This window comes from Duganella sp. HH101 (assembly GCF_001758795.1).
GTDB lineage: Bacteria > Pseudomonadota > Gammaproteobacteria > Burkholderiales > Burkholderiaceae_D > Rugamonas > Rugamonas rivuli.
In genome coordinates this window covers 117,319-143,082 of the sequence record NZ_LRON01000010.1, presented here as the reverse complement: position 1 = coordinate 143,082, position 25,764 = coordinate 117,319, and the positions used below count along the sequence as shown (strand labels likewise).

Genomic DNA, 25,764 nt, shown 5'->3' with positions numbered 1-25,764 from the left:
CGAAATTCTTGGTGGTGATAGGTGGACTTGAACCACCGACCCCAGCATTATGAATGCTGTGCTCTAACCAACTGAGCTATATCACCTGCAACGCCCAGCATTATGGGGGTTGGCGCCGAAGCTGTCAACGCTCGTTCCAAACTTTTTTTAAAAATTTGAAGCGCAGCGCCAAAAGCTTGGCATATTTTTAATGGCTACGCTTGTCGGCGATCTGCGCCAGCATCGCGCCGGCCGGGTCGCCGCCCAGGCAGTCGAGCACTACGCGCTCCGGCATCGAGCGCAGCCACGTCAGTTGGCGCTTGGCCAGCTGGCGGGTGGCGATGATGCCGGTCTCGCGCATGGTCTTGTAGTCGATGCTGCCGTCCAGGTATTCCCACGCCTGCCGGTAGCCGACGCAGCGCATCGACGGCAGGCCGGGATGCAGGTCGCCACGGCGGCGCAGCACTTCCACTTCGGTGATCAGATTCCCGTCCGGCGTTTCTTCCAGCATGATGTCGAAGCGGCGCGCGATGCGTTCGTGCAGCACGGCGCGGTCCGACGGCTCCAGCGCGAACGACAGCAGCTCGAACGGCAGCTCGGTCTTTTCCTTCAAGGCCAGCAGCTCGGACATGGGCTTGCCGCTCAGCGTGCAGATCTCCAGCGCGCGCTGGATGCGCTGCGCGTCCGCCGGCGCCAGGCGGGCGGCGGTTTCGGGATCGAGCAGCGCCAGCCTGGCGTGCATGGCCGGCCAGCCGATGCGGGCCGCTTCGTCTTCCAGTTCGGCGCGCAGCGCGGGATCGGCGCCCGGCAGGTCGTCCAGGCCGTCGGCCAGTCCCTTGAAGTACAACATGGTGCCGCCCACCAGCAGCGGCAGTTTGCCGCGTGCGACGATGTCGTCGACCAGACGCAGCGTATCGTTGCGGAACTGCGCCACCGAGTACGAGTCCAGCGGGTCGATGATGTCGATCAGGTGGTGCGGCGCGGCGGCGCGTTCTTCGCGCGTGGGCTTGGCGGTGCCGATGTCCATGCCGCGATACACCAGTGCGGAATCGACCGAGATGATCTCCGACGGAATGCGCTGCGCGATCGCCAGCGCGGATGCGGTCTTGCCCGATGCCGTCGGCCCCATGATGGCGACCGCCAGCGGTTTTGAAACGTTGGTGCTCATGTTATTGACCGCGCAGGAACAGCTTGTCGAGCGCGCCGATTTCCACCTGCACCCAGGTCGGGCGGCCGTGGTTGCACTGGTCGGCGCGTTCGGTGATCTCCATCTGGCGCAGCAGGGCGTTCATCTCCTGCGTCGACAGGATGCGGTTGGCGCGCACCGCCGTGTGGCAGGCCAGTGTGCCCAGCAGCTCGTTCTGGCGCTCGATCAGCACCCGCGAGCCGCCGAATTCGCGCACGTCGCGCAGCACGTCGCGCGCCAGCGTCTGGGCGTCGGCGTTCTTCAGCAGCACCGGCACCGAGCGCACCGCCAGCGTGGTCGGCGACAGCGTGGCGATGTCGAAGCCCAATGCCTGCAAGGTCTCCTGGTGTTCGGAGGCGGTGCCGACTTCGATCGCGTCGGCGTAGAAGGTGACGGGGATCAGCAGCGGCTGCACCTGCATTTCCTCGCCGGCGACGCGGCTGTCCAGGGCGGTCTTCAATTGTTCGTACAGGATGCGTTCGTGCGCGGCGTGCATGTCCACCAGCACCAGGCCCTTGTTGTTCTGCGCGAGGATGTAGATGCCGTGCAGCTGCGCCAGCGCGAAGCCGAGCGGGAATTCTTCCTGCGCCATCGCCGCCGCCGAGACGGTGAACGGGCTGGCCTGGGGCAGCGCCATGTCCGATTCTGCGCGGTAGCCGGTGACGGGGCCGGAGCCGCCGAACAGGGCGCCGTATTTTTCCGTGCTCTGTGCGACGCCGCCTTCGCTGCCGCCGAAGCGCGGCGTGCCGAAGCCTGCGCCACCGGCGCCGCTTGCGCCGCCTTCACGCGAGCCGAAAGGCGACGGCGAGAACGTCGGTGCATAGTCGGGCGCCAGCAATGGTCCGAATGAAGTCTGCTCGCCGCGCCAGGTGGAGCTGCCCAGGCTTTCGGCCGCAGGCAGCGGCGATGGCACGCTGCCGTGCGACGTGGCCGAAGTCTGCGCCAGCGCGCGCTGCACAGCATGGAATACGAATTGATGCACCGCGCGGCTGTCGCGGAAGCGCACTTCGATCTTCGACGGGTGCACGTTGACGTCCACCAGCGCCGGATCGAGATCGAGCGCCAGCACGTAGGAAGGGAAGCGGTCGCCGTGCAGCACGTCCTGGTAGGCCGCCTTGACGGCGTGCACCAGCACCTTGTCGCGCACGAAGCGGCCGTTCACGTAGAAGAACTGGCCGTCGGCGCGCGCCTTGGAGGCGGTCGGCAGGCCGGCGTAGCCGTGCAGGCGCAGCGGGCCGGCGCTTTCGTCGATCGGCAGGCGCGCTTCGGCGAAGCCATCGCCGAGGATGTGGGCGCTGCGCTTGGCCATCTCGCTGACGTTCCAGTGGTCGATGGTGCGGCCGTTGTGGCTGAGCGAGAACGACACGTCCGGCCGCGCCAGCGCGATGCGGCGCACGACTTCGGCGCAGTGGCCGAATTCGGTCTGCTCGGATTTGAGGAACTTGCGGCGGGCCGGCGTATTGAAGTACAGGTCCTGCACGTCGACCGTGGTGCCCTGGGCGCCGGACGACGGCGCCACCGTGCCGTTGTGCGAACCGACGATTTCCCAGGCGTGCGCGGCGTCGGCGGTGCGCGAGGTCAGCGTGACGGCGGCCACCGAGGCGATCGAGGCCAGCGCCTCGCCACGGAAGCCCAGCGTGCCGACGTTTTCCAGGTCGTCCAGCGAGGCGATCTTGGAGGTGGCGTGGCGCGCCAGCGCGAGCGGCATCTGCTCGGGCGGGATGCCGCGGCCGTTGTCGGTGATGGCGATGCGTTTGACGCCGCCTTCCTCCAGCCGAATGGTGATCTGGGTGGAGCCCGCGTCGAGCGCGTTCTCCAGCAGCTCCTTGACCACGGCGGACGGCCGTTCGACCACCTCGCCGGCGGCGATCTGCGAAATCAGCTGGTCAGGCAGGGCCTGAATAGGACGGGGAGTGCGGGGGGAAGTGTCGGGCGCGTTCATCACGAGATTATAACTGTTCGCCGCGATCGTTTCCCCCGCACTGCGGAGACAGGGATCTGACCCCGTACGGGGTCAGATCCCATGCTGTGGGGGTTAGTCCTTTGGATGCTCGCGCACGGGAATCTGCGCGTTGCACAGCTCAACGTACTTGGGCGTGAATTTGTTCCACGGGCCGCCACGGTTGCGCGACGCGTCGATCACGGCCTGGTAAATAGGCGCTTCGCTGCGCATCACTTCCAGGTGGCTGCGTTCCGCCTCCGGCACGTCCGCCTCCAGCCGCACCGATTTAATCTGCATGCGCGTCTCGCCGGCGCCGTAGAAACCCATGGCCTCGCCGCCGCGCGGCAAGGTGGCCAGCAGCGGCATGCCCCACACCACCCGGCCCACCACCGTGATATTGCGGTCCAGATGGCGCGGCGCGTGGCCGTTGACCGCATACAGCTCGGCGCCGTTGCCGCTGTCGGTGTCGTTGTTGCGGCCCACGCCGACCATGCCGTAGCAGTGCGTCAGCCAGGTGGTGCCGGCCTTGGGATCGCGGCCCACCGGGAAGCCGTTGGAATGGCCGATCTGCGGCGCATAGCCGTCGATATCGAGCTGGCGCACGAAGTGCTTGTCGTTCTTCATCGGCACCGTGAACTCGCCCACCACCTTGGCCTTGGCCGAGCCCTGCGGCTTGGGCGTGGGGCCCTCGGCGTCCGGATCGCCCCATTGCGCCACGTAGTTATCCTGGGAGCGCAGCATGGACAGGCCGTCGAAATAGCGCTCCTTGACCAGGGTCTTGATATTGGCGATATTCTGCGGCGCGAAGTCCGGCGCCAGCTCGATCACCACGCGGCCGGTCGGCAGCTCCATGTACAGGGTGTTGTTCGGGTCCAGCGGACGCCAGTCGGAGGGCTTGGACTGCTTGACGACTTCGCCGGCGCTGGGGCGCACCGGCAGGTCGCCGGCTTGCGCCAGCGTGGCCAGGCTGATCGCCAGGACGGAGAGGGGAACAGCGCGGAACAGGTGGGTCGGGGACATCCATTATCTCCTTGGTTGGTCGCATCCGCTTGTTGCGGGCGGTCGGGCGATTGTAAATGGTTATCGGAGGTCTGGAAACTTCTGCCACCGGGGCCGGGGTGGTGTATGATTCCGGCGCGGACTTTATGGGAAGAATATGGATTTTATGCAATTTTTTGACATGATCCTTCATGTCGACAAAACACTGGAAGTGCTGATTCAGCAATACGGAACCTTGGTCTACGCCGTGCTGTTCGCGATCATCTTCTGCGAAACCGGCCTGGTGGTGCTGTTCTTCTTCCCCGGCGACACGCTGCTGTTCATTGCCGGCGCCCTGTGCGCGCTGGGCGAAATGAATCTGGCCCTGCTGATGCTGCTGCTGATTACGGCCGCCGTCACCGGCAACACGCTCAACTATTGGATAGGCGAGGCCATCGGGCAACGCGTGTTCACCCACGACTACCGCTGGCTCAACAAGGAAGCGCTGCGCCGCACCCACGAATTCTTCGAAAAACACGGCGGCAAGACCATCGTGCTGGCGCGCTTCGTGCCGGTGGTGCGTACCTTCGCCCCCTTCGTGGCCGGCGTGTCGGACATGACCCATGCCCGCTTCCAGCTGTACAACATCACCGGCGCCGTGCTGTGGGTGGTGCTGCTGACCACGGCAGGCTACTTCTTCGGCAATATCGCCATCGTCCGCGAACACCTGACCGAGATCGTCCTGGTCGGCGTCGGCGTGGCCGTGGTGCCGATGGCGCTGGGCGGCATGTGGAAGCTGTCGCGCCGCATGCTGGGCCGCTAAGCGTGCTCAAACGCAAATAAATACCGTCTGCGAGGCCGAGTCCGCTCAAGTTTTGCCCAAATGCATCCGTATACCAGTATGTAATTCTTACCTTCTGGATATTCATGCGTACTCTCCTCACCCTCATTGCCTGCTGCTGCGCCATCACGGCCGCCAGCGCTGCAAACGACCCGCTGATTTCGCCATCGACGAAATCGGCGGTGGCGGGTGCTGGCTCGGGGTCGATCGCGTCCATCCGTCCGGGCAGCCCTAGTTCCGCCAGCGCCTCGGCATCCGCTTCCTCCTCCTCCCCGACCCGCAAGCTGACCGAGCGCGAACGCGAAGCCGAGGCGGAAGCCGACCTGTCGGCCAAGATCGCTGCCCGCCTGGCCATCATGCGCGCCAACCAGCAGGCCCGCGCGGCCGCCGCGGCCAAGGCCAAGAAGGTCGCCGCCGCCACGCCGCCGGCGCCCAAGGTGTACAGCAACCACTGGTCGTACGAGGGCGAGAACGGCCCGGCCAACTGGGGCAAGATCAATCCTGAATGGTCCAAGTGCAGCACCGGCAACCGCCAGTCGCCGATCGACATCCGCGACGGCATGAAGGTGGAGCTGGAGCAGATCACCTTCGACTACCATCCCTCTTCGTTCAACGTCACCGACAACGGCCACACGGTGCAGGTCATGCTCAGCGGCGGCAATTTCCTGACGGTGAACAACCGGATGTATGAGCTGATCCAGTTCCACTTCCACCGCCCGTCGGAGGAACGCGTCAACGGCAAGGGTTATGAGATGGTGGTGCACCTGGTGCACAAGGACGGCGAGGGCAAGCTGGCCGTGCTGGCGCTGCTGCTGGAGCGCGGCAAGCCGCAGCCGGTGATCCAGACGGTGTGGAACAACCTGCCGCTGGAGAAGCTGGAAACGCTGGCGCCATCGACCGTGCTCGATCCGCTGGACCTGATCCCGGCTCGCCGCGACTACTTCACCTTCATGGGTTCCCTGACCACGCCGCCGTGCACCGAGGGCGTGCTGTGGCTGGTGATGAAGGAGCCGGTGCAAGCCTCGCCGGCGCAGATGGCGCTGTTCAGCCGCCTGTATCCGTTGAACGCGCGGCCCATCCAGCCGGGCTCCGGCCGGATCGTCAAAGAATCTAACTAGTCTGCCGTGATGCGGTGGCTGCCGGTCCAGGTGGCGCCGGCATCGAGCTGCTGCTGCTCGATGCGCGCCGGTTCGATGCAGACGAAGCGCAGATACTCGTCATCCGCCAGGTCCACCAGCGCCTTGGCGTCGTCCTCGCCCGGATTCCACACCACCCAGTTGTCGTAGCCTTGCTGCTCCAGGCGCAGCGTGGCGTTGGCCGTGTTCAGCGTCAGCGCCGGCGTGGACTGGTACATGCGGTCGTGCTTCTCGGTGAAGTGCAGCGCCGGATGCTCCTGCTCCCGCGTGTTCTGGTGATGATCGGTGTAGCGCACGTGCTGCAGGCCGCTGATGCTGGTCGCGGCCAGGTGGCCCACATCGTAGTAGGTGTGCAGCGCCACGCCGAACGGGAAGGCCTGCGCGCCGGTGTTGTGCACCGTGAAGCGGGCGTCGAGCGAGTCGCCGTGCAGCGTGAAGCGCAGCGTCAGTTCGAAGGCGTGCGGCCAGGCTTGCGCGTGGTCCGGCGCCAGGTCGTCTTGATTCAGGCTGAATTCGAGGAAGGACTGGCCGCCGTCGCCGCCGCTGGCGCTCAGGCGCCAGGTGCTGACGCGGGCGAAGCCGTGGCGCAGGCCGGGGCCGCGCACATTAAACTGCGGGAAGATCACCGGCACGCCGCCGCGTATGGCCTTGCTGCCGTCCAGCGGCGTCTGCGCGCTGACGAACAGGCGCTCCTTGCCGTCGCCGGTCTTCCAGGATAGCAGGTGGGCGCCGAACAGCGACACCGTCGCCTGGCTGCCGTCGGCCGCCGTGATTTGAATTGCCGGCAGTGCGGCGTATTCCGTCGTCGTTACTACAGCCATGTCTCTCTCGTTTACTTAAGTCAGCCGGTTCTTTGCCAGCGGTGGGTTTTTCGCGAAATAACGCCGGATGCCCTTGACGATGGCATCGGCCAATTGGTTCTGGTAGCCGTCGTCGAGCAGCTTGGCCTCCTCTTCCGGGTTGGAGATGAAGGCGGTCTCGATCAGGATCGATGGAATGTCCGGCGCCTTCAGCACCGCGAAGCCGGCCTGCTCGACCGAGCCTTTGTGCAGGCGGTTGATGCCGCCGATCTCGCCCAGCACCGACTTGCCCAGCCGGAGGGAATCGTTGATCTGCGCGGTGGTCGACAGGTCCAGCAGCACGCTGGCCAGTTGCCGGTCCTGGGTCTTGACGTTGACGCCGCCGATGGTGTCGGCCAGGTTTTCCTTGTCCGCCAGCCAGCGCGCCGCCGTCGAGCTGGCGCCTTTTTCCGACAGCACGAACACCGACGAGCCGCGCGCGGTGGGCTGCACGAAGGCGTCGGCGTGGATGGAGACGAACAGGTCGGCCTGCACCTTGCGGGCTTTTTCCACGCGGGTGCCGAGCGGCACGAAGTAGTCGCCGTCGCGCGTGAGCATCACGCGCATATTGGGGAATTCCTCGATCCTGGCCTTCAGGCGCTTGGCGATGGACAGCACGATGTCCTTCTCGCGGCTGCCGTTCTTGCCCGATGCGCCGGGGTCTTCGCCGCCATGGCCGGGGTCCAGCACCACGGTCAGCATGCGTACCAGCTTGCCGTTCTTGTCGGTCTTTTCGGCGGCGCGGGCCTGGGCCTCGGCCGTTTTCAGCTCGTTCTTCAGTTCCGCGCGCGGATCGGCCTTGGTGTCCGGCTTGAGCGCCTCCAGCTGCGCCTGCGGGGTCTGCGGGGCTTGTGCCGCCGCCTGCGCCTCGGATGGCTTGAGCGGCGGCATGTCGCCTTTCGGCGTGCTGCCGGCTGCCGCTGCGCTGGATGGCGGCGTCTTGCCGTCGCCCGACCAGTCGCCTTTTTCGATCATCGCGGCGATCGGGTCGGCCGCCTTGACCGGATACAGGTCGAAGATCAAGCGGTGCTTGTAATTGCCGGCCGGGGCCAGCGTGAACACCTGCGGCTTGATTTCTTCCTTCAGGTCGAACACCAGGCGCACCACGTTGGGCCGGTTCTGGCCCACGCGCACCTGCTTGATGTACGGGTCGTTGGACTGGATCTTGGCGACCAGGCTTTTGAGCGTGGGGTTCAGCTCCAGGCCTTCGATGTCGACCACCATGCGTTCCGGGTCCTTGACGATGAAGTGGGTGGCCTTGAGGGCGGCGTCGTTTTCCAGCGTGACGCGGGTGTAGTCCTCCGCCGGCCAGACCCGCACCGCCAGGATTTGCGCGGCGTAGGCGCGCACCGGGGCCAGCACGGAAAGCAGCAGTGTGGCGCCGGCCTTGAGGACGGTGCGGCGCGAGACAGCACCCTTGTTCACATGTTGGGGGCGAATTTGAGGCGTTGAAGACATGAGTTACCCAGGGCGGTGGACGCCTGCAATTCTACATCACGGCCGTTGCCGGCCACGGTCAGGAACAGGTTGATATCGGCGGCAGGCAGCACGCGGTCGGCCTTTTCGGGCCATTCGACGATGCAGATGTTGTCGCCGTTGAAGTCCTCACGGAAGCCGGCGTCGAGGAATTCCTCGGGGCTGCCCATGCGGTACAGGTCGAAATGGATCACGCTGACCTTGCGGCCTTCGAGCTCGATCGCATACGGTTCGGACAAGGTGTAGGTCGGGCTTTTGACCGTGCCCACATGGCCGGCGGCGTGCAGCAGGGCGCGGGTGAGGGCGGTCTTGCCGGCCCCCAGGTCGCCGTGCAGGTAGATCACCAGGCCGGGCGAGATGGCGCGCGCCAGGGCCGCGCCCAGGGCGGCGGTGCCGGCTTCGTCGTGGAGATGGGCTTGGAAGTGCTGCATCATTTAGAATGTCGTGTTGGTTGGATCGCCAGCCATTGTAACCGCCACCCGCTACCGATGTCCCTGTCAGAAACCAATTTAGCCGAACTTGCCCTCAGCATCAAGCGCTGGGGTGTGGAGCTGGGCTTCGCCGAAATCCGCATTACCGACATCGACCTCAGTCACGCCGAGGCCGGCCTGCAGGCGTGGCTGGACGCCGGCATGCACGGTGAAATGGACTATATGGCCACCCATGGCATGATGCGCGCCCGTCCTGCAGAGCTGGTGCCGGGCACCATCCGCGTGGTCAGCGCCCGCATGAACTATCTGCCGAGGGACACGGAAACCGGCGGCGAGCACGATTGGCGCGACCGCGAGGCGGCGCGGCTGGCCGATCCCGGCGCGGCCGTCATCTCGGTCTATGCGCGGGGCAGGGACTATCACAAGGTGCTGCGCGCCCGCCTGCAGCAGCTGGCCGACAAGGTCAAGGCGGAGATCGGCGACTTCGGCTACCGCGTCTTCACCGACTCGGCGCCGGTGATGGAGCTGCCGCTGGCGGAGAAGGCCGGCCTGGGATGGCGCGGCAAGCATACCTTGCTGCTGTCGCGTACCGCCGGCTCGATGTTCTTCATGGGCGAGTTCCTGGTCGACCTGCCGCTGCCGGTGGACGAGCCGACCGGCCGCCATTGCGGCCAGTGCTCGGCGTGCATCGACATCTGCCCGACCCAGGCCATCCTCGGGCCGGGCAAGCTGGATGCGCGGCGTTGCGTGTCCTACCTGACCATCGAACTGAAAAGCGCGATCCCGCTGGAGATGCGGCCGTTGATCGGCAACCGCGTCTACGGCTGCGACGATTGCCAGACCGCCTGCCCGTGGAACAAGTTCGCGCAGCGCGCGGTGCTGCCGGACTTCGACGAGCGCCATGGCCTGGGCAGCGCTTCGATGGTCGAACTGTTCGCCTGGACCGAGGAAGAATTCAACCGCAAGATGGAAGGCAGTCCGATACGCCGCATAGGCCATGAGCGATGGCTGCGCAATATCGCGGTCGGATTGGGTAACGCGGCGGCGGCCGGCGCCAAGGGCGATGCGGCGATCGTGGCGGCGCTGATGGCGCGTCGCGAGCATCCATCGGAACTGGTGCGCGAGCACGTCGAATGGGCGCTGGCCTGCCACGCTTGAACTGCGCTACACTCGTGCGGTTCTTCCACGAGGCCCACGTCCATGCATACTTCAACCAGATTCATTGCGCTGCTTGCCGGCGCGTCGTTCACCCTTGCTGCGCATGGCGTCAGCTTCGATAGCTGGGCCGATAAGATCGCCAACGCCAAGGTGCGCAACGATCCTGAACAGGCCACGCAGAAGCAGTATTTCAGCGGCAAGGAGCAGGACCAACTGGACCGCAAGCTTACGCCCAACACCATCGTCCACCGCGCCGGCGAAGTGGCGGCCGCCAAGACCGCATTGGCGCAGCTGGCCAAGATCGACCAGCAGGCATTGACGCCGCAGCAGCGCGCCAGCGCCGCCAGCATAGGCTGGAACTTGCAGGGGGCGGTGGATGCGTGGCCCTACATGGATTACCACTTCGTCTTCAACCAGTTCGGCGGCCTGCATGTGCAGCTGGTGAACTTCCTGACGCAGGCGCACCCGATCCGCAACCGGCGCGACGTCGAGAACTACCTGGTGCGGTTGAAGGCGGTGGCCGGCAAGATGGACACCGGCATCATGCAGGCGCGCGGTGCGGCCGGCCGTGGCATTTTGATGCCGACCTTCCTGACGCAGTCCTCGATCGGGCAGCTGGACCGCTTCCTTGATGGCACGCCGGAGAGCAATGTGTTTGTCGCCACGCTGAAGCAGCGCATGGCTAGCCTGCAGGACGTGTCGCCGGAACAGCAGGCGAAGTTTGCGGCGGCGGCCGAGGCGATCGTCGGCCAGTCCATCATCCCGGCATTCCAGCGCGCCCGCGCGATGCTGCAGGAGCAGCTGCCGCGCACCACCAACGACGCCGGCCTGTGGCGCCTGCCCAATGGCGACAAGGCCTACGCGCTGCTGCTCAGGCAGATGACGTCCACCGACTACACGCCGGAGCAGATCCACAACATCGGCCTGCAGGAAGTGGCGCGCATCGAGAAGGAGATGGATGGCTTGCTGGCGTCGCTGGGCTACAGCGCCGGCACGATCAAGGAACGCATGGCGCAGCTGGAAAAGGATTCGCAGCCGAAGGAAGCCGATCCGCGCCCGGCGCTGCTGGCGCGCTACGACAGCGTGCTGCGCGACGCCGAGGCGCGCGCGAAGGAGCTGTTCGATGTGACGCCGAAGGCGCCGGTGGTGGTCAAGCGCGAGCCGTCGTTCACCGAGAAGACGGCTGCGGCCCATTACACGGGACCGGCCAGGGATGGCACGCGGCCGGGCATCTTCTGGGCGCCGATGCCGGGGCCGGAGTTCCGCATTGTCGGCATGCGCACGCTGGTGTATCACGAGGGTGTGCCGGGCCACCACTTCCAGGTCGCGCTGCAGCAGGAGAACGACAAGCTGCCGCGCTATCGCAGGGATCGCGTGTTCGCGGTAGGCTCGGCGTATGGCGAGGGCTGGGCTTTGTACGCGGAGCAGCTGGCGGCGGAAAACAACTGGTATGACGGCGATGTAGTCGGTCATCTGGGGCAGCTGGATGCGGAACTGTTCCGCGCACGCAGGCTGGTGGTGGACACGGGCCTGCACGCGATGAAGTGGACGCGCCAGCAGGGCATCGACTACGGCATTCCTGCGGCGGAGGTGGAGCGTTATGTCGCCATGCCCGGCCAGGCCTGCGCGTACAAGATCGGCATGATGCGCATCCTCGACCTGCGCGCCAAGGCGCAGAAGGCGCTGGGCGACAAGTTCTCGATCAAGGCCTTCCACAACGTGGTGCTGGAGACCGGCAACGTGCCGCTGCCGGTGCTGGAGCAGGTGGTGGATGAGTGGATCGCGGCGCAGAAGGCGGTTTAGTAGGGAAGGGTATGACCATTCGACCGGCGACCATCCGTGACTGCGACGCCCTTTGCGCCATAGACCAATGCGTCCAATGAACCGATGCGGAATCAAGCGGGCTAGGCTGCGCCGTTCTCGGTCGCTTCAAGGTGCTGCACCATGCGGCTCAGCAGCGAGCACAGGGTGGCGATTTCTTCAGGCGTGAATGGCGCCAGCGCTTCCTTGTTCGCTTCGCCCAGCAGCTTCCACAGTTTCGGCAGGCGGCGCTTCGCTTCGGGCGTCAGCGAGAACAGCACGCTGCGTTTGTCCTTCGGATCCGGTGCGCGCTGCACCAGGCCGTCGCGCTCCATCCGCGTCAGCATCTGCGCCATTGACGGTTGCTCGATCTTGGCGATGGCGGCCAGCTGCGTCTGCGTATAGGCGGCGCCGTCCTTCAACGTCGCCAGCACCGGCATCTGGCCGACGCCGAAACCCAACTCCCGCACGCGCGGCTCCCCCAGTCGCGCCATCAGCCGCGCCAGACGGTTGATCAAATGCCCGGGCTGGGCGAAGTGCTGTTCCAATGTATATTGCATAGGTGCCTATGTATGTGTATAGTCACCTATGTTATCACTACTAAGGTGGATGGATATGCAAACGATCGCGGTTGTCGGGGCAGGCCTGGGCGGCTTGGTGTTGGCGCGTACGCTGCAGCAGCACGGCCGCGAGGTCGTGGTGTTCGAACGTGACGCGTCGCGCGGTGCGCGCAAGCAGGGCGGCCTGCTGGACATGCACCAGGAGGCCGGCCAGTGGGCGCTGGCGACGGCTGGCCTGCAAGACGAATTCCGCAAGCTGATCGTGCCTCAGGGCGAGGACACGCGCGTCATGAACAAGCATGGCCACCTGCTGTGGGACGAGATCAGCGACCCCGCCGCCATGCACCGGCCGGAGGTGGAGCGGCAAGCCTTGCGCGATCTGCTGATCGATGCCCTGAAGCCGGATACGATCCGTTGGAACAGCCGCCTCACCGGCATCGAGCCGGGCGCCGTCGCGCAAGGCGGCCATCTGCTGCGCTTTGCCGACGGCACGGCGTTTTCCGCGGATGTGGTGGTGGGAGCGGACGGCGCCAATTCCGGCGTGCGCCCTCTGCTGACGGACGCGCAGCCTGCCTACACCGGCGTGAGCTTCGTGGAGATCGGCATCGCCGATGCGGCGCGGCGGCATCCCGCGTGCGCGGTGCTGGTCGGCAGCGGCAGCCTGTTCGCGCTGGATGACAACATGGGCATACTGGCCAAGCACGGCGGCGATGGCCGCATCCGCATCTATGCCGCTTTCCGCGTGCCGCCGGGCGGCTTGCCGGCGCGCGGCCTGCATCTGGACGGCGTCAGCCCCGACGCCGCGCGCAAGGCCATCGCCCGGCAGTTCGCCGGCTGGGCGCCGGAACTGACCGCGCTGATCATGGCCTGCGACGACGGCCACCATGTGCGTCCATTGGATGCGCTGCCGGTGGGATTGCGCTGGGCGTCGCGGCCCGGCCTGACCTTGCTGGGCGATGCCGCCCACCTGATGTCGCCCTTTGCGGGAGCCGGCGCCAATATGGCGATGCAGGACGGCGCCGAACTGGCACTGGCGCTGGTCCGCGAGAGCGACGCCAGCGCCGCCATTGCCGGCTACGAACGCGCCATGTTCACCCGCGCCGAACAGGCGGCGCGGCAATCGGCGCAGGGCATGGATATCTGCATCGCCGAAGACGGCGCCGAACGCACGGCGCGGATGTTCCGGGGCATGCCGCAAGCGGCCTGAAACCGCGCCTTATCCCAGCAGGCGGTATTGCAGGACGTAGACGGCGGCGCCGGCGAAGTAGCCCAGCAAGGCCAGGCCGCTGATCTTGCGCATGTACCAGATGAACTGAATCTTCTCCAGGCTCATCGCGGCCACGCCGGCGGCCGAGCCGATGATCAGGATGGAGCCGCCGGTGCCGGCGCAGTAGGCGACGAAATGCCAGAGGAAGTCGTCGAGCGGGAACTGCGACAGGTCGTACATGCCCATCGATGCGGCCACCAGCGGCACGTTGTCGACGATGGCGCTCAGCAGGCCGAGTGCGATCACGATCAGGTCCTGGCGGCCTATCGTCTGCTCCAGCCACAGCGCCAGCGCCGACAGGATGTGCGTGTGCTCCAGCGTGGCCACGGCCAGCAGGATGCCGATGAAGAAGACGATCGCGCTCAGGTCGATGCGCTGCAGCGCGCTGGTCAGCGACAGCGCTTCCCGGCATTCGACCTCCTTGTCCCGATGCAGCAGTTCCCCCACCAGCCATAACAGGCCCAGGCCGAAGAGCATGCCCATGAACGGCGGCAGGTGCGTGGCGGTCTTGAAGACCGGCACCGCCACCAGGATGCCCATGCCGAGGCAGAACATCAGCGCGCGTTCGAAGCCGTTGCCCGCATTGGCCTCCGGCTGGCCGTCACGCTGGGACACGGCGATGCTGCGCCCTCTGAGCGCGTAGGCCGATATCGCCAGCGGCACCAGCAGATTGACCAGCGACGGCAGGAACACCGCCTGCATGATGCCGGTGCTGGAGATCTGGCCGCCTATCCACAGCATCGTCGTGGTGACGTCGCCGATCGGCGACCATGCGCCGCCGGCGTTGGCCGCCAGCACGATGATGCCGGCGAAGTGCAGCCGGTCTTCCGCCTGGTCGAGCAGCTTCTTCGTCAGGGAAATCATGACGATGGTGGTGGTCAGGTTGTCCAGCACCGCGCTGAGGAAGAAGGTCGCGATACCGATCAGCCACATCAAGGACGACAGGCTGGAGGTGCCGATGCGCGAGGTGATGACGTCGAATCCGTGGTGGGAGTCGACCACTTCGACGATGGTCATGGCGCCGATCAAAAAGAAAACGATCTGCGCGGTCGCGGCCACGGTGGTATCGAGCTTGCCGCCGACCAGCTGCGGGTCGTCCACGCCCAGCGCGTAGATGCACCACATGAGGCCCGCGCCGACCAGGGCCGAGGCGGATTTGTTGATGCCCAGCGGATGTTCGAGCGCGATGGCGGTATAGGCGAGGATGAAGACGACAACCAGTGATATGAGCATGTAATTCCTACTTGAGCAGGCCGGCCAGTTCGACGGCGGTCTTGACCTGCATCTTGTCGAAGATGTGGGCGCGGTGGACTTCGACGGTGCGCATGCTGATGCCCAGCTGGTCGGCCACGACCTTGTTCATTTTACCCGCCAGGATCAGGTCCAGCACCTCGCGCTCGCGCGCCGACAACGTGGCCAGGCGCGCGTGCACCGCCGCCATGGCGCCGGCCTGGCGCGAGTTGACCAGTGCTTCCTGCACCCGGTCCATCAACTGGTTGTCGTTGAACGGCTTCTCGCAGAAATCGAAGGCGCCGCGCTTGAGCGCATCCACCGCCATCGGCACGTCGCCGTGGCCGGTCAGGAAGATCACCGGCATGCGCTGCGTCAGGCCGCGCGCGGACAGCTGGTCGAAGGCCGCCACGCCGTTCATGTCCGGCATGCGCACGTCGAGCAGCACGCAGTCGCCGTCGGCGTCGAACTGGCCGGCGTCGGTGTAGGCCAGCAGCTGCAGCGCCGAGTCGTAGGCGCGCGAGGGAATGCCGCGCGAAGTGGCCAGCCAGGTCAGCGAGTCGCGCACGACCGCTTCATCATCGACGATATGCAGCATGGTTCAAGTCTCCTGTTCCGCGGCCGCCAGCATCGCCGGCAGCACGAAGGTAAATATGGTGCCGCCTTGCGGGTTGGCGCTGTAGGTCAGCGAGCCGCCGTGGAATTCTATCGCGGTGCGGCAGATGTTGAGCCCCATGCCCATGCCTTCCGCCTTGGTCGAGAAGAACGGCGAGAACAGCCGCTGCGCCACGTCCTCCTGGATGCCGTGCCCCTGGTCGATCACCGCCACGCTGACCTGCGCGCTGGCCGCATCATACGCCGCCACCACGTTGAGCATGCGCCGCTGCGGCGGGATGTGCGCCATCGCCTCGATGGCGTTGCGGGTCAGGTTGAGCAGCACCTGCTCGATCATCACGCGGTCGGCCCGCACCGGCGGCAGGTCGGCCGGGATGCTGGCGTTGAAGGAGACGTAGGCTTGCCGCGCCTGCAGTTCGATCAGCGCGCGGATGCCGTCGAGCAGCGAGGCGATGGCGATCTCCTGCCGCTGCGGCTCGCTCTTCTTGACGAATTCGTGCACGCTGCGGATGATCTGGCCTGCCCGCTGCGCCTGCGCGCTGGCCTGTTCCAGCGCCGGCTTGAGGATGCCGCAATCGACCGCCGCGCCGCTGCCCTCGGCGCGCGCCAGCACGTTGAGCGCGCCCGTGGTGTAGCTGGAGATCGCGGCCAGCGGCTGGTTCAGCTCATGCGCCAGCATCGACGAGATTTCGCCCATGGTCGCCAGGCGCGCGCTGGTTTGCAGCTTTTCGTGCTGCTGGCGGTTCAGTTCCTCGATGCGCTTGCGGTCGGAGATGTCGAGGATGGAGCCCATCCAGCCGGTCTGCTTGCCGTCCTTGTCGACCAGCGGCGCTTCGAAGATCAGCACCGGCACCCGTTCGCCGTCGGGACGCTGGAAGATGGTTTCGAACTGCGGCGTGACCTTGCCCGCCAGGACCGAGGCGAAGCGGCTCTGGTATTCGGACATGGCTTCGGCCGCCCAATAGGGCATGGGCGGCAGCATGCCGACCAGTTCCTCGGCCGGATAGCCGACGATCTGGCAGAAGGCCGGGTTGACGTAGGTGATGCGGCCTTCGAGGTCGCGCGCGCGCAGGCCAGTCACCAATGAGTTTTCCATCGCGGTGCGGAACGACATCTGCTGGCGCAGCGCGCCTTCGGCCTCCAGCCGCCGCGAGATGTGGCCCCACAACGCCAGCAGGCTCCATAACAAACCCAGCGACAGCACGATCACCGAGCCGACCAGCAGGTTGGGCAGCAGCTGCGGTTCGCTCTTGACGCTGTCCGTCACCAGCGTGATCGAGGCGCCCGGCAGGTCCAGCGCGCGCTTGTGGGTGTAGACGCCGTGGCCCGGGCCGGCGGCGGCGCGGCGCGCCAGCACCTTGTCGTCGCGGTCGATCAGCGAGACCTGGTTGTCCTGCGCGAACCACCACGGCACCATTTCCTCCAGCAGCGCGCTGGTTTGATAGGTGGCGACCAGGTCGCCGATGTATTCGTCGCCGCGGAACAGCGGCACGTGGTAGTCCATCAGCACGGCGGCGGGGGCGGCCGACTGGTTGGGCGTCTGCGCCTCCGGCTGCGTGTACATCGGATGGCGGGTCTTGCGGGTCAGCTCCATGGTGGCCTGGGAGGCGGCCGACAGCTCCACCGGCGCCGCCTGCGGATCGCTGCTGGCGGCCAGCTTGCCGTCGGGCCGCAGCCAGATCACGCGCAGCAGTTCATGGCCGTTCTTCAGCAGGCGCGCCAGCCTTTCGTGGGCCTGCCCCGGCGGCAGGCGGCCGGCGGCGATGTCGGCGCCCAGGCCGCGCAGGCTTTCCTCGTCGCGGCCCAGCTGGAAGCGGATGGTCTGCTCGACCCACAGCGTGTCGGCGATCAGCTGCTCCTGGCGCTCGTTGCTCTCCATCTGGCGGGCCTGCCACGGCAGCCAGATCAGGATCGCCAGGAAGAACAGCACCAGCATGATGGGCAGCAGCCAGCGCAGCGGAGAGCTGTACGGCGTGCGGCGCGCGGCGGTGGGCGGGGAGGGCTTGGCGGTCATGGGAGGTCAGGTTAAAGCCTTGGGGGGCTGGCACCATTGTGGTTTTCCACAGTAGCCGGACTTGCTACTTTTGGTGAGAATCGTTCAAACTAGAACAATACCGTATTTTAAATCCCTTCTGGAGACTCCATGAAACTGAAAATCGCCCTGCTGGCCGTTACCGCGGCACTGAGCATCAACGCCTACGCCCAAGCTCCTATCGTCATTAAATTCAGCCACGTGGTCGCCACGGACACGCCGAAAGGCCAGGCCGCTGAGCGTTTCAAGCAGCTGGCCGAGAAGGCCACCAACGGCCGCGTCAAGGTCGAGGTCTATCCGAACAGCCAGCTGTACAAGGACAAGGAAGAACTGGAAGCGCTGCAGCTGGGCGCCGTGCAGATGCTGGCGCCGTCGCTGGCCAAATTCGGCCCGCTGGGCGTGAAGGAATTCGAAGCGTTCGACCTGCCGTACATCTTCCCGTCGAAGACCGCGCTGTATAACGTCACCGAAGGCGAAATCGGCAAGAGCCTGATGAAGAAGCTGGAACCGAAAGGCATCACCGGCCTGGCGTTCTGGGACAACGGCTTCAAGGTCATGTCGGCCAACAAGCCGCTGCACAACGTGGCCGACTTCAAAGGCCTGAAGATGCGCATCCAGTCGTCGAAGGTGCTGGACGCGCAGATGCGCGCACTGGGCGCCAACCCGCAGGTGCTGGCCTTCTCCGAGGTGTACCAGGCGCTGCAAACCGGCGTGGTGGACGGCACCGAGAACCCGCCGTCGAATATGTACACCCAGAAGATGCACGAAGTGCAGAAGCACGTGACGGTGTCCAACCACGGCTACCTGGGCTATGCGGTCATCGTCAACAAGAAGTTCTGGGACGGCCTGCCGGCCGACATCCGCACCGCGCTGGACAAGGCGATGAAGGATGCCACCACGTTTGAAAAAGCCATCGCCCAGCGCGACAACGACCTGGCGCTGGAAGCGATCAAAAAGACCGGCAAGACCGAGATCTACACGCCGAGCGTGAAAGAGCAGGCCGACTGGCGCAAGGCGCTGCTGCCGGTGCAGAAGGATATGGAAGGCCGCATCGGCAAAGACCTGATCTCCGCCATCAATAAAGAAGCAGCCAAGTAAGTCTGCCGCCGGGGCGGCGCAAGGCCGTCCCGTTTTTATCTCCTCCACTGAAGGTCCACCATGAAATTCCTCGATAAGCTCGAAGAATGGTTGATTGCGTCCCTGATGGCCGCAGCCACCATCCTGATCTTCGTCGCGGTAGTCCACCGCTACCTGTCCGGTTTGCCGATACCCGGCTTGCAGGATTACCTGATCCAACTGAACACCAGCTGGGCCCAGGAGGCCTGCATCTATATGTTCGTCTGGATGGCCAAGTTCGGCGCCGCCTATGGCGTGCGCACCGGCATCCACGTCGGCGTCGACGTCATCATCAACCGCATGAACACGCCGTGGCGCAACAAGTTCGTCATCTTCGGCCTGCTGGCCGGCGCCGTGTTCACCGGCATCGTCGGCACGCTGGGCGCCAGCTTCGTGTGGGAGATCGGCCATACCGACCAGACCTCGGCCGACCTGGAAATGCCGATGTGGATCGTCTACCTGGCGGTGCCGCTCGGCTCCTACCTGATGTGCTTCCGCTTCCTGCAGGTGCTGGTGGCCTTCGCCAGGACCGGCCAGCTGCCCAAGCACGACCACTCGCACGTCGAGGGCCTGGAAGACGAATTGACGGCTGAAGAAAAAGGAGCCCGCGCATGAACGCACTGATTATTTTCGTGCTGCTGCTGTTGCTGATGTTGACCGGCATGCCGATCTCCATCTCGCTCGGCCTGACAGTGCTGACCTTCCTGTTCACGATGACCCAGGTGCCGATCGAATCGGTGGCGCTCAAGCTGTTCACCGGCATCGAGAAATTCGAGATCATGGCCATCCCGTTCTTTATTTTGGCGGGTAACTTCCTCACGCACGGCGGGGTGGCGCGGCGCATGATCAACTTCGCCAGCTCGATGGTGGGCCACTGGCACGGCGGCCTGGCCCTGGCCGGCGTGCTGGCCTGCGCGCTGTTTGCCGCGGTGTCCGGCTCGTCGCCGGCGACGGTGGTGGCGATCGGCTCCATCATCCTGCCGGCCATGGTGCGCCAGGGTTATCCGAAGAGCTTCGGCGCCGGCGTCATCACCACCTCCGGCGCGCTGGGCATCCTGATCCCGCCGTCGATCGTGATGGTGATGTTCTCGGTGACGACCAACACCTCGGTGGGCAAGCTGTTCATGGCCGGCGTGGTGCCGGGCGTGATGTTGGCCTTCTTCCTCGGCCTGACCACCTGGTGGCTGGCGCGCAAGCACAACTACCCGCGCATGGCCAAGGCCAGCTGGGGCGAGCGCTGGAGCACCTTCCGCAAGAGCGCCTGGGGCCTGCTGCTGATCGTCATCGTCATGGGCGGCATCTACACCGGCTCGTTCACGCCGACCGAGGCGGCCGCGATGGCGGCGGTGTACGCCTTCATCATCGCCGTGTTCGTCTACAAGGACCTGAAGCTCAAGCAGGTGGGCAAGGTGCTGCTGGATTCGGCGGCGATGTCGGCGATGCTGCTGTACATCATCACCAACGCGGTGCTGTTCTCGTTCCTGATGACCAGCGAAAACATCCCGCAGGCGATGGCCGAGTGGATCACCGGCCAGGGCCTGGGCGTGGTCAGCTTCCTGCTGGTGGTGAACATTCTGCTGCTGTTGGCGGGCAATGTGATGGAGCCGTCGTCGATCGTGCTGATCATGGCGCCTATCCTGTTCCCGGTGGCGATGAAGCTGGGCATCGATCCGGTGCACTTCGGCATCCTGATCGTGGTGAACATGGAAGTGGGCATGTGCCATCCGCCGGTGGGCCTGAACCTGTATGTGGCGTCGGGCATCACCAAGATGGGCATCACCGAGCTGACCGTTGCCGTGTGGCCATGGTTGCTGACGATGCTGGGCTTCCTGATTTTGATCACATATGTACCACAAATTTCTTTGTGGCTCCCGAATTTAATTTACTCTTAAAGTAAGCGTGGGACCGGGTCGAAAAAAACTGGGAAAAACGCAAAAAGATACGTTATGATTGCGTCGCTCTCAGGGAGAAGTGCATATCGATATGCGACCCGGTAGCAAGAGCCCAGAATTGTAGGTGGGGAGTGTGTAGAGAAACGGTACTGAATACCGGCAATAGATCGAGGAGACGCACGTTTTACAGAATGTCGTTGTTATAGTCGCTGAAGGCCGCCACAAGCGTGCTACGGGGACAGGCAAACGACCGGGAACGTGAAGCAGGATTTGGAAACGCACCGCAAGGTGCGTTTTTTTTTGCCTGCCGTATCGCTGCCGCCGTCGGCGCGGACTTACAATGCAATTGTGTGGTTTTTTTAATGTAGTTCGAATGCAACAAAATGGTGCATTTCGACAACTTCAGCCGGTCTTTTTGGTGCGTAAGGTGTGATGAAAATACAACAGCAGCATGAATTGTTTGCAGCCGTCTTGGATTTGCCGCTTGGAAAATTGGGCGTGCGCACCGCGGGTGGTCTGATAACTGAACTCTGTTACCTGCCGCCCCATTTTGATGCAAAAGCGCCGCAGGACGCGGTCGCGGAACTGGCGGCCGAGCAGCTGGGCAAGTATTGCGAGGATGCGGATTTCGTTTTCGACCTGCCGCTCAAGCGCGCCGGCACCGAGTTCCAGCACAAGGTCTGGGACGCCATCCGGTCGATTCCGCGCGGCAGCGTGCGGACCTACGGCGAGCTGGCCAAACATATCGGCTCGGCGCCGCGCGCGGTGGGCCAGGCTTGCGGCGCCAACTGGTTCCCGGTGGTGATCCCTTGCCACCGCGTGACATCGTCTTCCGGCCTGGGCGGCTTCGCCAACAGCGACGACCCGAACGGCTACCTGCTGGGCATCAAGCGCTGGCTGCTGGCGCACGAAGGGTCGAGCGAATACGCATGGCAACAGACAACACTGCTCTGATCGACGAGTTCTGCGACAGCCTGTGGCTGGAGGACGGCCTGTCGAAGAACACGCTGGAAGCCTACCGGCGCGACATGCGCCTGTTCGCCACCTGGCTGGAGAAGAAGCGGCCGGACGTGGCCGGGCTGGCGGCCGTGGCCGCCCACGATATCGAGGGCTATATCGCGGCCCGCCACCAGGACAGCGGCAAGGCCACTTCGTCCAACCGGCGGCTGTCGGTGCTACGGCGCTTTTACCAGCTGCTGCTGCGCCAGCGCCGCATCGCCGACGACCCGACGCTGAAACTGGTATCGGCCAGGCAGCCGGCGCGCTTCGTCCACACCTTGAGCGAAATTCAAGTGGAGGCCTTGCTGGCCGCGCCCGACGTCGCCACGCCGCTGGGCCTGCGCGAGCGCACCATGCTGGAGCTGATGTACGCCAGCGGCTTGCGGGTGTCCGAGCTGGTCACGCTCAAGCTGCTGGAGCTGAGCCTGAACGACGGCGTGCTGCGCGTCACCGGCAAGGGCGCGAAGACGCGGCTGGTGCCGTTCGGCCAGCAGGCGCGGGTGTGGATAGAGCGCTACGTCAAGGAAGCGCGCGGCGTCATCCTCAACGGCCAGGTCGACGACGCGCTGTTCGTCACCGGGCGCGGTGGGCCGATGACGCGGCAAATGTTCTGGGTCTTAATTAAAAAACATGCCCTGAAGGCCGGCATCACGGCGCCGCTGTCGCCGCACACGCTGCGCCACGCCTTCGCCACCCATCTGCTGAACCATGGCGCCGACCTGCGGGTGGTACAGTTGTTGTTGGGCCATTCGGATATTTCGACGACCCAAATCTACACCCACGTCGCCCGTGAGCGGCTCAAGCATTTGCATGCGCAACATCATCCTCGCGGCTGAAAAACTTGCGTCGGCCGTAAGTGCGTCATAATGTGGGCAGGTAATCGAACCGTATAAAGAAGAGGTGGCAAATGGCAAAGACAAATTTCGCGTATGAAAAGCGGCAGCGTGAGCTGGAAAAGAAAAAGAAAGCGGATGAAAAAGCCCGCCGCAAGGCCGAGCTGAAGCAGAATCCCGGGCTGGCCCAGGAAGGCGAGCTCGATGAAGCCGATGGCGACGATGCCGCCGACGGCGATACCGCCGCCGCTGAGTAAGCACGAAAAAAAACCGGGCATGCAGCCCGGTTTTGCTTTATGCCTCCCGATCAGGCCACTTCGTTGCGGGCCTTGACGTCGTGCAGCGGTTCGATGGCGTCCTGCAGCGCCGCTTCCTCCTCGTGCGCCTTGCCCTTGAAGAAGCGGGCGCAGCGCTTGCCCAGGCTGTCCAGGTAGGTGTAGGCCACCGGCACCACCACCAAGGTCAGCAGGGTGGAGGTGATCACGCCGCCGATCACCGCGCGGCCCATCGGCGCCTGCGTCTCGCCGCCGTCGCCCATGCCGATCGCCATCGGCAGCATGCCGAACACCATCGCCAGCGTCGTCATCACGATCGGACGCAGCCGCACCTGGCCGGCCGACATGATGGCCTCGTACTGGCCCATGCCGCCCCGCTGCGCGTGGTTGGTGAAGTCCACCAGCAGAATCGCATTCTTCGTTACCAGGCCCATCAGCATGATGAAGCCGATCACCGAGAAGATGTTCAGCGTGCTGCCCGTGATCAATAGCGCGACCAGCACGCCGATCAGCGACAGCGGCAGGGACATCATGATCGCCACCGGCTGCAGGAAGCTGCCGAACTGCGAAGCCAGCACCAGGTAGATGAAGATCACCGCGATGCCCAGCGCGACCATGGCCGACGTCATGCTCTCCTCCATTTCCTGCGCGTTGCCGCCGACGTCGAAGCGCACGCCGGCCGGCAGGTCGATTTCCTTCATGGCTTTCTTGACGTCGCTGTCGACGTCGCCGCCCGGACGGCCTTCGACACCGGCATACACCGCCACCCGGCGTTGCAGCGCCTGGCGCTTGAGTACCTGCGGGCTGAACGACGGTACGAAGTCCACCACCTGGCGCAGCGGCACCATCACCGGCCGGCCGTCGGGGCCCAGCTTGCTGGAGGCCAGCGACAGGTCGGCCAGGTCGGCGATCTTCTGCCGGCCCGATTTCGGCAACTGCACGTTGACGTCGTAGTTCTGTCCATCGTCGGCCAGGAAGTGGCTGGTGGTGTCGCCCGCCACGAACGGCCGCAGCGCGGTGCCGATCTGCTGCACCGTCAGGCCCAGGTCGCTGGCCAGCTCGTTGTTGATCTTCACCGTGGTCGACGGGTTGGCGCCTTCCTGGCTGTACTCCAGGTCGGCCACGCCCTTGATCTTGCGCATCTTGTCCATCAGGCGGTGGGCCACGGCGTCCAGCTTGCCTTCGTCGGTGCCGAGGATGGCGATGAAGATGGGCTTCCAGCCCACCGACATGGTGATGCCGGCGATCTTGCTCAGGCGCGCGCGCACCGCGCCTTCCAGCTCCTTCTGCGAGCGGCGCTTGTAGGTCTTGCGGTCCTGCAGCTTCATGTCGATCTGCGCGGTGTTGCGGCCGTCCTGGGTGCCGACCACCGAGATCACATTGGCGATTTCGGGGAACTCCTTCAGCGCCTGCTCGACCTGCTGCACCTTGTTGTCGGTGTACTCCAGGCTGGAGCCGACCGGGGTCTTCATGCGCAGGTTGATCCAGCCGTTGTCCTGGTCGGGGAACATCTCGCCGCCTATCATCGGCACCAGCATCAGGCTGGAGGCGAACAGCGCGGCGGCGAAGGCCAAGGTCAGCTTGCGCCAGCGCAGCGCGATGGCCAGCACCTTGCCGTACACCACGTGCAGCGCTTCGACGCCGCCTTCCAGCCAGTGCATGAAGCGGCCCAGCCACGGCACGTATTTGAAGCGGTCCTTGACCGGGTCCGGCCACACCGACGACAACATCGGGTCCAGCGTGAAGCTGACGAACAGCGACACCAGCACGGCCACCGCGACGGTGACGCCGAACTGCAGGAAGAAGCGGCCGATCACGCCCTGCATGAAGGCCACGGGGATGAACACGGCGACGATGGCGAAGGTGGTGGCCATCACGGCCAGGCCGATTTCGTTGGTGCCGTCTTCCGACGCGCGGCGGTGGTTCTTGCCCATGCCGAGGTGGCGCACGATGTTTTCGCGCACCACGATGGCGTCGTCGATCAGCAGGCCGATGCACAGCGATAGCGCCATCAGCGTCAGGAAGTTCAGCGTGAAGCCGAAGAATTTCATCGCGATGAAGCTGGCCATCACCGAGATCGGCAAGGTCAGGCCGGTGATGATGGTCGAGCGCCACGAGTGCAGGAACAGGAACACGATGATCATCGTCAGCACCGCGCCTTCGATGATGGTTTCCTTCACGTTGTCGAGCTGGCTTTGCACCTTCAGCGATTCATCGTTGAGCACGGTCAGCGTGATGTCGGCCGGCAGCGTCTTCTGCAGATCGGCGGCGACTTTCTGGATGCGGCGGCCCACCTCGACCACGTTGGCGTCCTGCACCTTGGTGATGTCGATGGTGATGGCGCGCTTGCCGCTGAGGCGCGAGACCGACAGCTCTTCCTGCGCGCCGTCGATCACCGTGGCGACCTGCTCCAGGAACACCGGGCCGTTGGCGCGGCGGGCGACGATGATCTTGTTGAAGTCGCGCGCATCCTTCATCTTGCCTTCGATGCGCACCAGCTGTTCGGTGGCGCCGTAGCTGATCGAGCCGGCCGGCAGGTTGGTGTTGGTGGCCTGGATCGCGGCGATCACTTCATCGACGCCGATGGCCTGCGCGGTCAGGTCGTTGGGACGCAGGCTGATCAGGATCTGGCGCGAGGCCGTGCCGTTCAGGCGCACCTGGCCGACGCCGGCCACGCCCTGGAAGCGCTTGCCGATCAGCTGGTCCGCCATGGTCGACAGTTCGCGCAGCGTGTGGTCGGTGGCGGTCAGGCCGATCTGCGCGATCGGGCGGCTGTTCTCGCCTTCGAAGCGGACGATGAACGGATCCTTGGCTTCCTTCGGGAAGCGCGGGCGCACCTGCGCCACCTTGTCGCGCAAGTCCTGCATCGCCTTGTCCATATTGGTGGACAGTTCGAAGTCGATGTACAGGCCGGCGCGGCCTTCCCACGAGTTGGCGCGCAGCGTCTTGATGCCGCTGACGGTGTTGACCACGTCCTCCATCGGCCGCGTGATGTCGTTCTCCACCGCCTCCGGCGACGCGCCCGGATAGTTGACCTCGATCAGCGCGCCGGGAATGTCGACGTTGGGCATGGCCTCCAGGCCCAGTCCCCGGTAGGAGAACAGGCCCAGCACGACCAGCGCCACCATCACCATGGTGGCGAAGACCGGGTTCTGGATACTGGTTTTAGTGATCCACAT

At 65.0% G+C, this 25,764-nt stretch carries 22 protein-coding genes and 1 tRNA gene; 11 read left to right on the top strand and 12 right to left on the bottom strand.

The features are described from left to right. Positions 1-9 precede the first annotated feature (9 nt). From DUGA2_RS17500 to DUGA2_RS17485, 4 genes are all read right to left on the bottom strand, one after another. Positions 10-86 (bottom strand) — tRNA-Met (locus DUGA2_RS17500). Between the two features lie 101 nt (positions 87-187). After that, positions 188-1,147 carry a tRNA (adenosine(37)-N6)-dimethylallyltransferase MiaA gene (miaA, locus tag DUGA2_RS17495; protein ID WP_070270734.1) on the bottom strand — a complete coding sequence of 320 codons (960 nt, stop codon included), beginning with the start codon at positions 1,145-1,147 and terminating at the stop codon, positions 188-190. 1 nt (position 1,148) lies between these two features. After that, positions 1,149-3,107, bottom strand: a complete 1,959-nt coding sequence (gene mutL, locus DUGA2_RS17490) for a DNA mismatch repair endonuclease MutL (RefSeq protein ID WP_070270731.1) — start codon at positions 3,105-3,107, stop codon at positions 1,149-1,151. 93 nt (positions 3,108-3,200) lie between these two features. Then, positions 3,201-4,127, bottom strand: coding sequence for a peptidylprolyl isomerase (locus DUGA2_RS17485; RefSeq protein WP_070270730.1), 927 nt, complete (start codon positions 4,125-4,127; stop codon positions 3,201-3,203). 136 nt (positions 4,128-4,263) lie between these two features. On the opposite strand from DUGA2_RS17485, the gene DUGA2_RS17480 reads away from it, so the two are divergent. Together DUGA2_RS17480 and DUGA2_RS17475 are read left to right on the top strand one after the other, a co-directional pair. Continuing rightward, positions 4,264-4,908 (top strand): VTT domain-containing protein, encoded by a 645-nt coding sequence (locus DUGA2_RS17480; protein WP_008451925.1) that lies wholly within the window; start codon positions 4,264-4,266, stop codon positions 4,906-4,908. A 104-nt stretch (positions 4,909-5,012) separates the two neighbouring features. Then, on the top strand, positions 5,013-6,044 hold the full coding sequence (locus DUGA2_RS17475; protein WP_070270728.1) for a carbonic anhydrase: 1,032 nt from the start codon (positions 5,013-5,015) through the stop codon (positions 6,042-6,044). On the opposite strand, the gene DUGA2_RS17470 is transcribed toward DUGA2_RS17475, so the two are convergent. Genes DUGA2_RS17470 through tsaE form a run of 3 tightly spaced genes read right to left on the bottom strand, consistent with a single transcriptional unit; the run spans position 6,041 to position 8,808 of the window. Beyond that, positions 6,041-6,883, bottom strand: coding sequence for a D-hexose-6-phosphate mutarotase (locus tag DUGA2_RS17470; RefSeq protein WP_070270726.1), 843 nt, complete (start codon positions 6,881-6,883; stop codon positions 6,041-6,043). The two genes, DUGA2_RS17475 and DUGA2_RS17470, sit on opposite strands and share 4 nt — an antisense overlap. 15 nt (positions 6,884-6,898) lie before the next feature. After that, positions 6,899-8,359: an N-acetylmuramoyl-L-alanine amidase gene (locus tag DUGA2_RS17465; protein WP_070270724.1), complete on the bottom strand. Its 1,461-nt coding sequence runs from the start codon at positions 8,357-8,359 to the stop codon at positions 6,899-6,901. After that, positions 8,323-8,808: a tRNA (adenosine(37)-N6)-threonylcarbamoyltransferase complex ATPase subunit type 1 TsaE gene (tsaE, locus tag DUGA2_RS17460; RefSeq protein WP_070270859.1), complete on the bottom strand. Its 486-nt coding sequence runs from the start codon at positions 8,806-8,808 to the stop codon at positions 8,323-8,325. Before tsaE ends, DUGA2_RS17465 begins: the two co-directional genes overlap by 37 nt. 57 nt (positions 8,809-8,865) lie before the next feature. Between tsaE and queG the strand changes: the two genes are divergently transcribed. Next, a complete protein-coding gene (gene queG / locus DUGA2_RS17455) occupies positions 8,866-9,966 on the top strand; it encodes a tRNA epoxyqueuosine(34) reductase QueG (RefSeq protein ID WP_070270722.1) in 1,101 nt (366 codons plus the stop codon). Between the two features lie 42 nt (positions 9,967-10,008). Next, positions 10,009-11,769: a DUF885 family protein gene (locus DUGA2_RS17450; protein WP_070270720.1), complete on the top strand. Its 1,761-nt coding sequence runs from the start codon at positions 10,009-10,011 to the stop codon at positions 11,767-11,769. A gap of 101 nt (positions 11,770-11,870) precedes the next feature. On the opposite strand, the gene DUGA2_RS17445 is transcribed toward DUGA2_RS17450, so the two are convergent. Further along, on the bottom strand, positions 11,871-12,326 hold the full coding sequence (locus DUGA2_RS17445; protein ID WP_070270719.1) for a MarR family winged helix-turn-helix transcriptional regulator: 456 nt from the start codon (positions 12,324-12,326) through the stop codon (positions 11,871-11,873). A gap of 55 nt (positions 12,327-12,381) precedes the next feature. Here DUGA2_RS17445 and DUGA2_RS17440 point away from each other — a divergent pair, with 55 nt between their 5' ends. Next, entirely contained in the window at positions 12,382-13,533 is a 1,152-nt protein-coding gene (locus DUGA2_RS17440; RefSeq protein ID WP_070270858.1) for an NAD(P)/FAD-dependent oxidoreductase, read from the top strand. A 9-nt stretch (positions 13,534-13,542) separates the two neighbouring features. On the opposite strand, the gene nhaD is transcribed toward DUGA2_RS17440, so the two are convergent. The 3 genes from nhaD to DUGA2_RS17425 are packed head-to-tail and all read right to left on the bottom strand — an operon-like array spanning position 13,543 to position 17,452. After that, positions 13,543-14,826 (bottom strand): sodium:proton antiporter NhaD, encoded by a 1,284-nt coding sequence (gene nhaD, locus DUGA2_RS17435; protein ID WP_070270718.1) that lies wholly within the window; start codon positions 14,824-14,826, stop codon positions 13,543-13,545. Between the two features lie 7 nt (positions 14,827-14,833). Continuing rightward, the gene (locus tag DUGA2_RS17430; RefSeq protein WP_008451914.1) at positions 14,834-15,421 is read right to left on the bottom strand and encodes a response regulator transcription factor; all 588 of its coding nucleotides are present in this window, start codon (positions 15,419-15,421) and stop codon (positions 14,834-14,836) included. 3 nt (positions 15,422-15,424) lie between these two features. Next, positions 15,425-17,452, bottom strand: coding sequence for a PAS domain S-box protein (locus DUGA2_RS17425; protein ID WP_070270716.1), 2,028 nt, complete (start codon positions 17,450-17,452; stop codon positions 15,425-15,427). A 129-nt stretch (positions 17,453-17,581) separates the two neighbouring features. On the opposite strand from DUGA2_RS17425, the gene DUGA2_RS17420 reads away from it, so the two are divergent. The 6 genes from DUGA2_RS17420 to DUGA2_RS17395 all read left to right on the top strand — a co-directional run bounded on the left by DUGA2_RS17420 (position 17,582) and on the right by DUGA2_RS17395 (position 22,567). Continuing rightward, positions 17,582-18,568: a TRAP transporter substrate-binding protein gene (locus tag DUGA2_RS17420; RefSeq protein WP_008451911.1), complete on the top strand. Its 987-nt coding sequence runs from the start codon at positions 17,582-17,584 to the stop codon at positions 18,566-18,568. 60 nt (positions 18,569-18,628) lie between these two features. Beyond that, the gene (locus DUGA2_RS17415) at positions 18,629-19,201 is read left to right on the top strand and encodes a TRAP transporter small permease (protein WP_070270714.1); all 573 of its coding nucleotides are present in this window, start codon (positions 18,629-18,631) and stop codon (positions 19,199-19,201) included. Next, entirely contained in the window at positions 19,198-20,478 is a 1,281-nt protein-coding gene (locus DUGA2_RS17410) for a TRAP transporter large permease (RefSeq protein WP_008451909.1), read from the top strand. The genes DUGA2_RS17415 and DUGA2_RS17410 overlap by 4 nt, the downstream gene beginning before the upstream one ends. 432 nt (positions 20,479-20,910) lie before the next feature. Then, a complete protein-coding gene (locus DUGA2_RS17405; protein WP_070270712.1) occupies positions 20,911-21,432 on the top strand; it encodes a methylated-DNA--[protein]-cysteine S-methyltransferase in 522 nt (173 codons plus the stop codon). Next, positions 21,408-22,313, top strand: coding sequence for a site-specific tyrosine recombinase XerD (gene xerD, locus DUGA2_RS17400; protein ID WP_070270710.1), 906 nt, complete (start codon positions 21,408-21,410; stop codon positions 22,311-22,313). The genes DUGA2_RS17405 and xerD overlap by 25 nt, the downstream gene beginning before the upstream one ends. A 71-nt stretch (positions 22,314-22,384) precedes the next feature. Further along, positions 22,385-22,567: a hypothetical protein gene (locus DUGA2_RS17395; protein WP_008451904.1), complete on the top strand. Its 183-nt coding sequence runs from the start codon at positions 22,385-22,387 to the stop codon at positions 22,565-22,567. A 50-nt stretch (positions 22,568-22,617) separates the two neighbouring features. Here DUGA2_RS17395 and DUGA2_RS17390 read toward each other — a convergent pair whose 3' ends face one another. Beyond that, positions 22,618-25,764 carry an efflux RND transporter permease subunit gene (locus DUGA2_RS17390; RefSeq protein WP_070270708.1) on the bottom strand — a complete coding sequence of 1,049 codons (3,147 nt, stop codon included), beginning with the start codon at positions 25,762-25,764 and terminating at the stop codon, positions 22,618-22,620.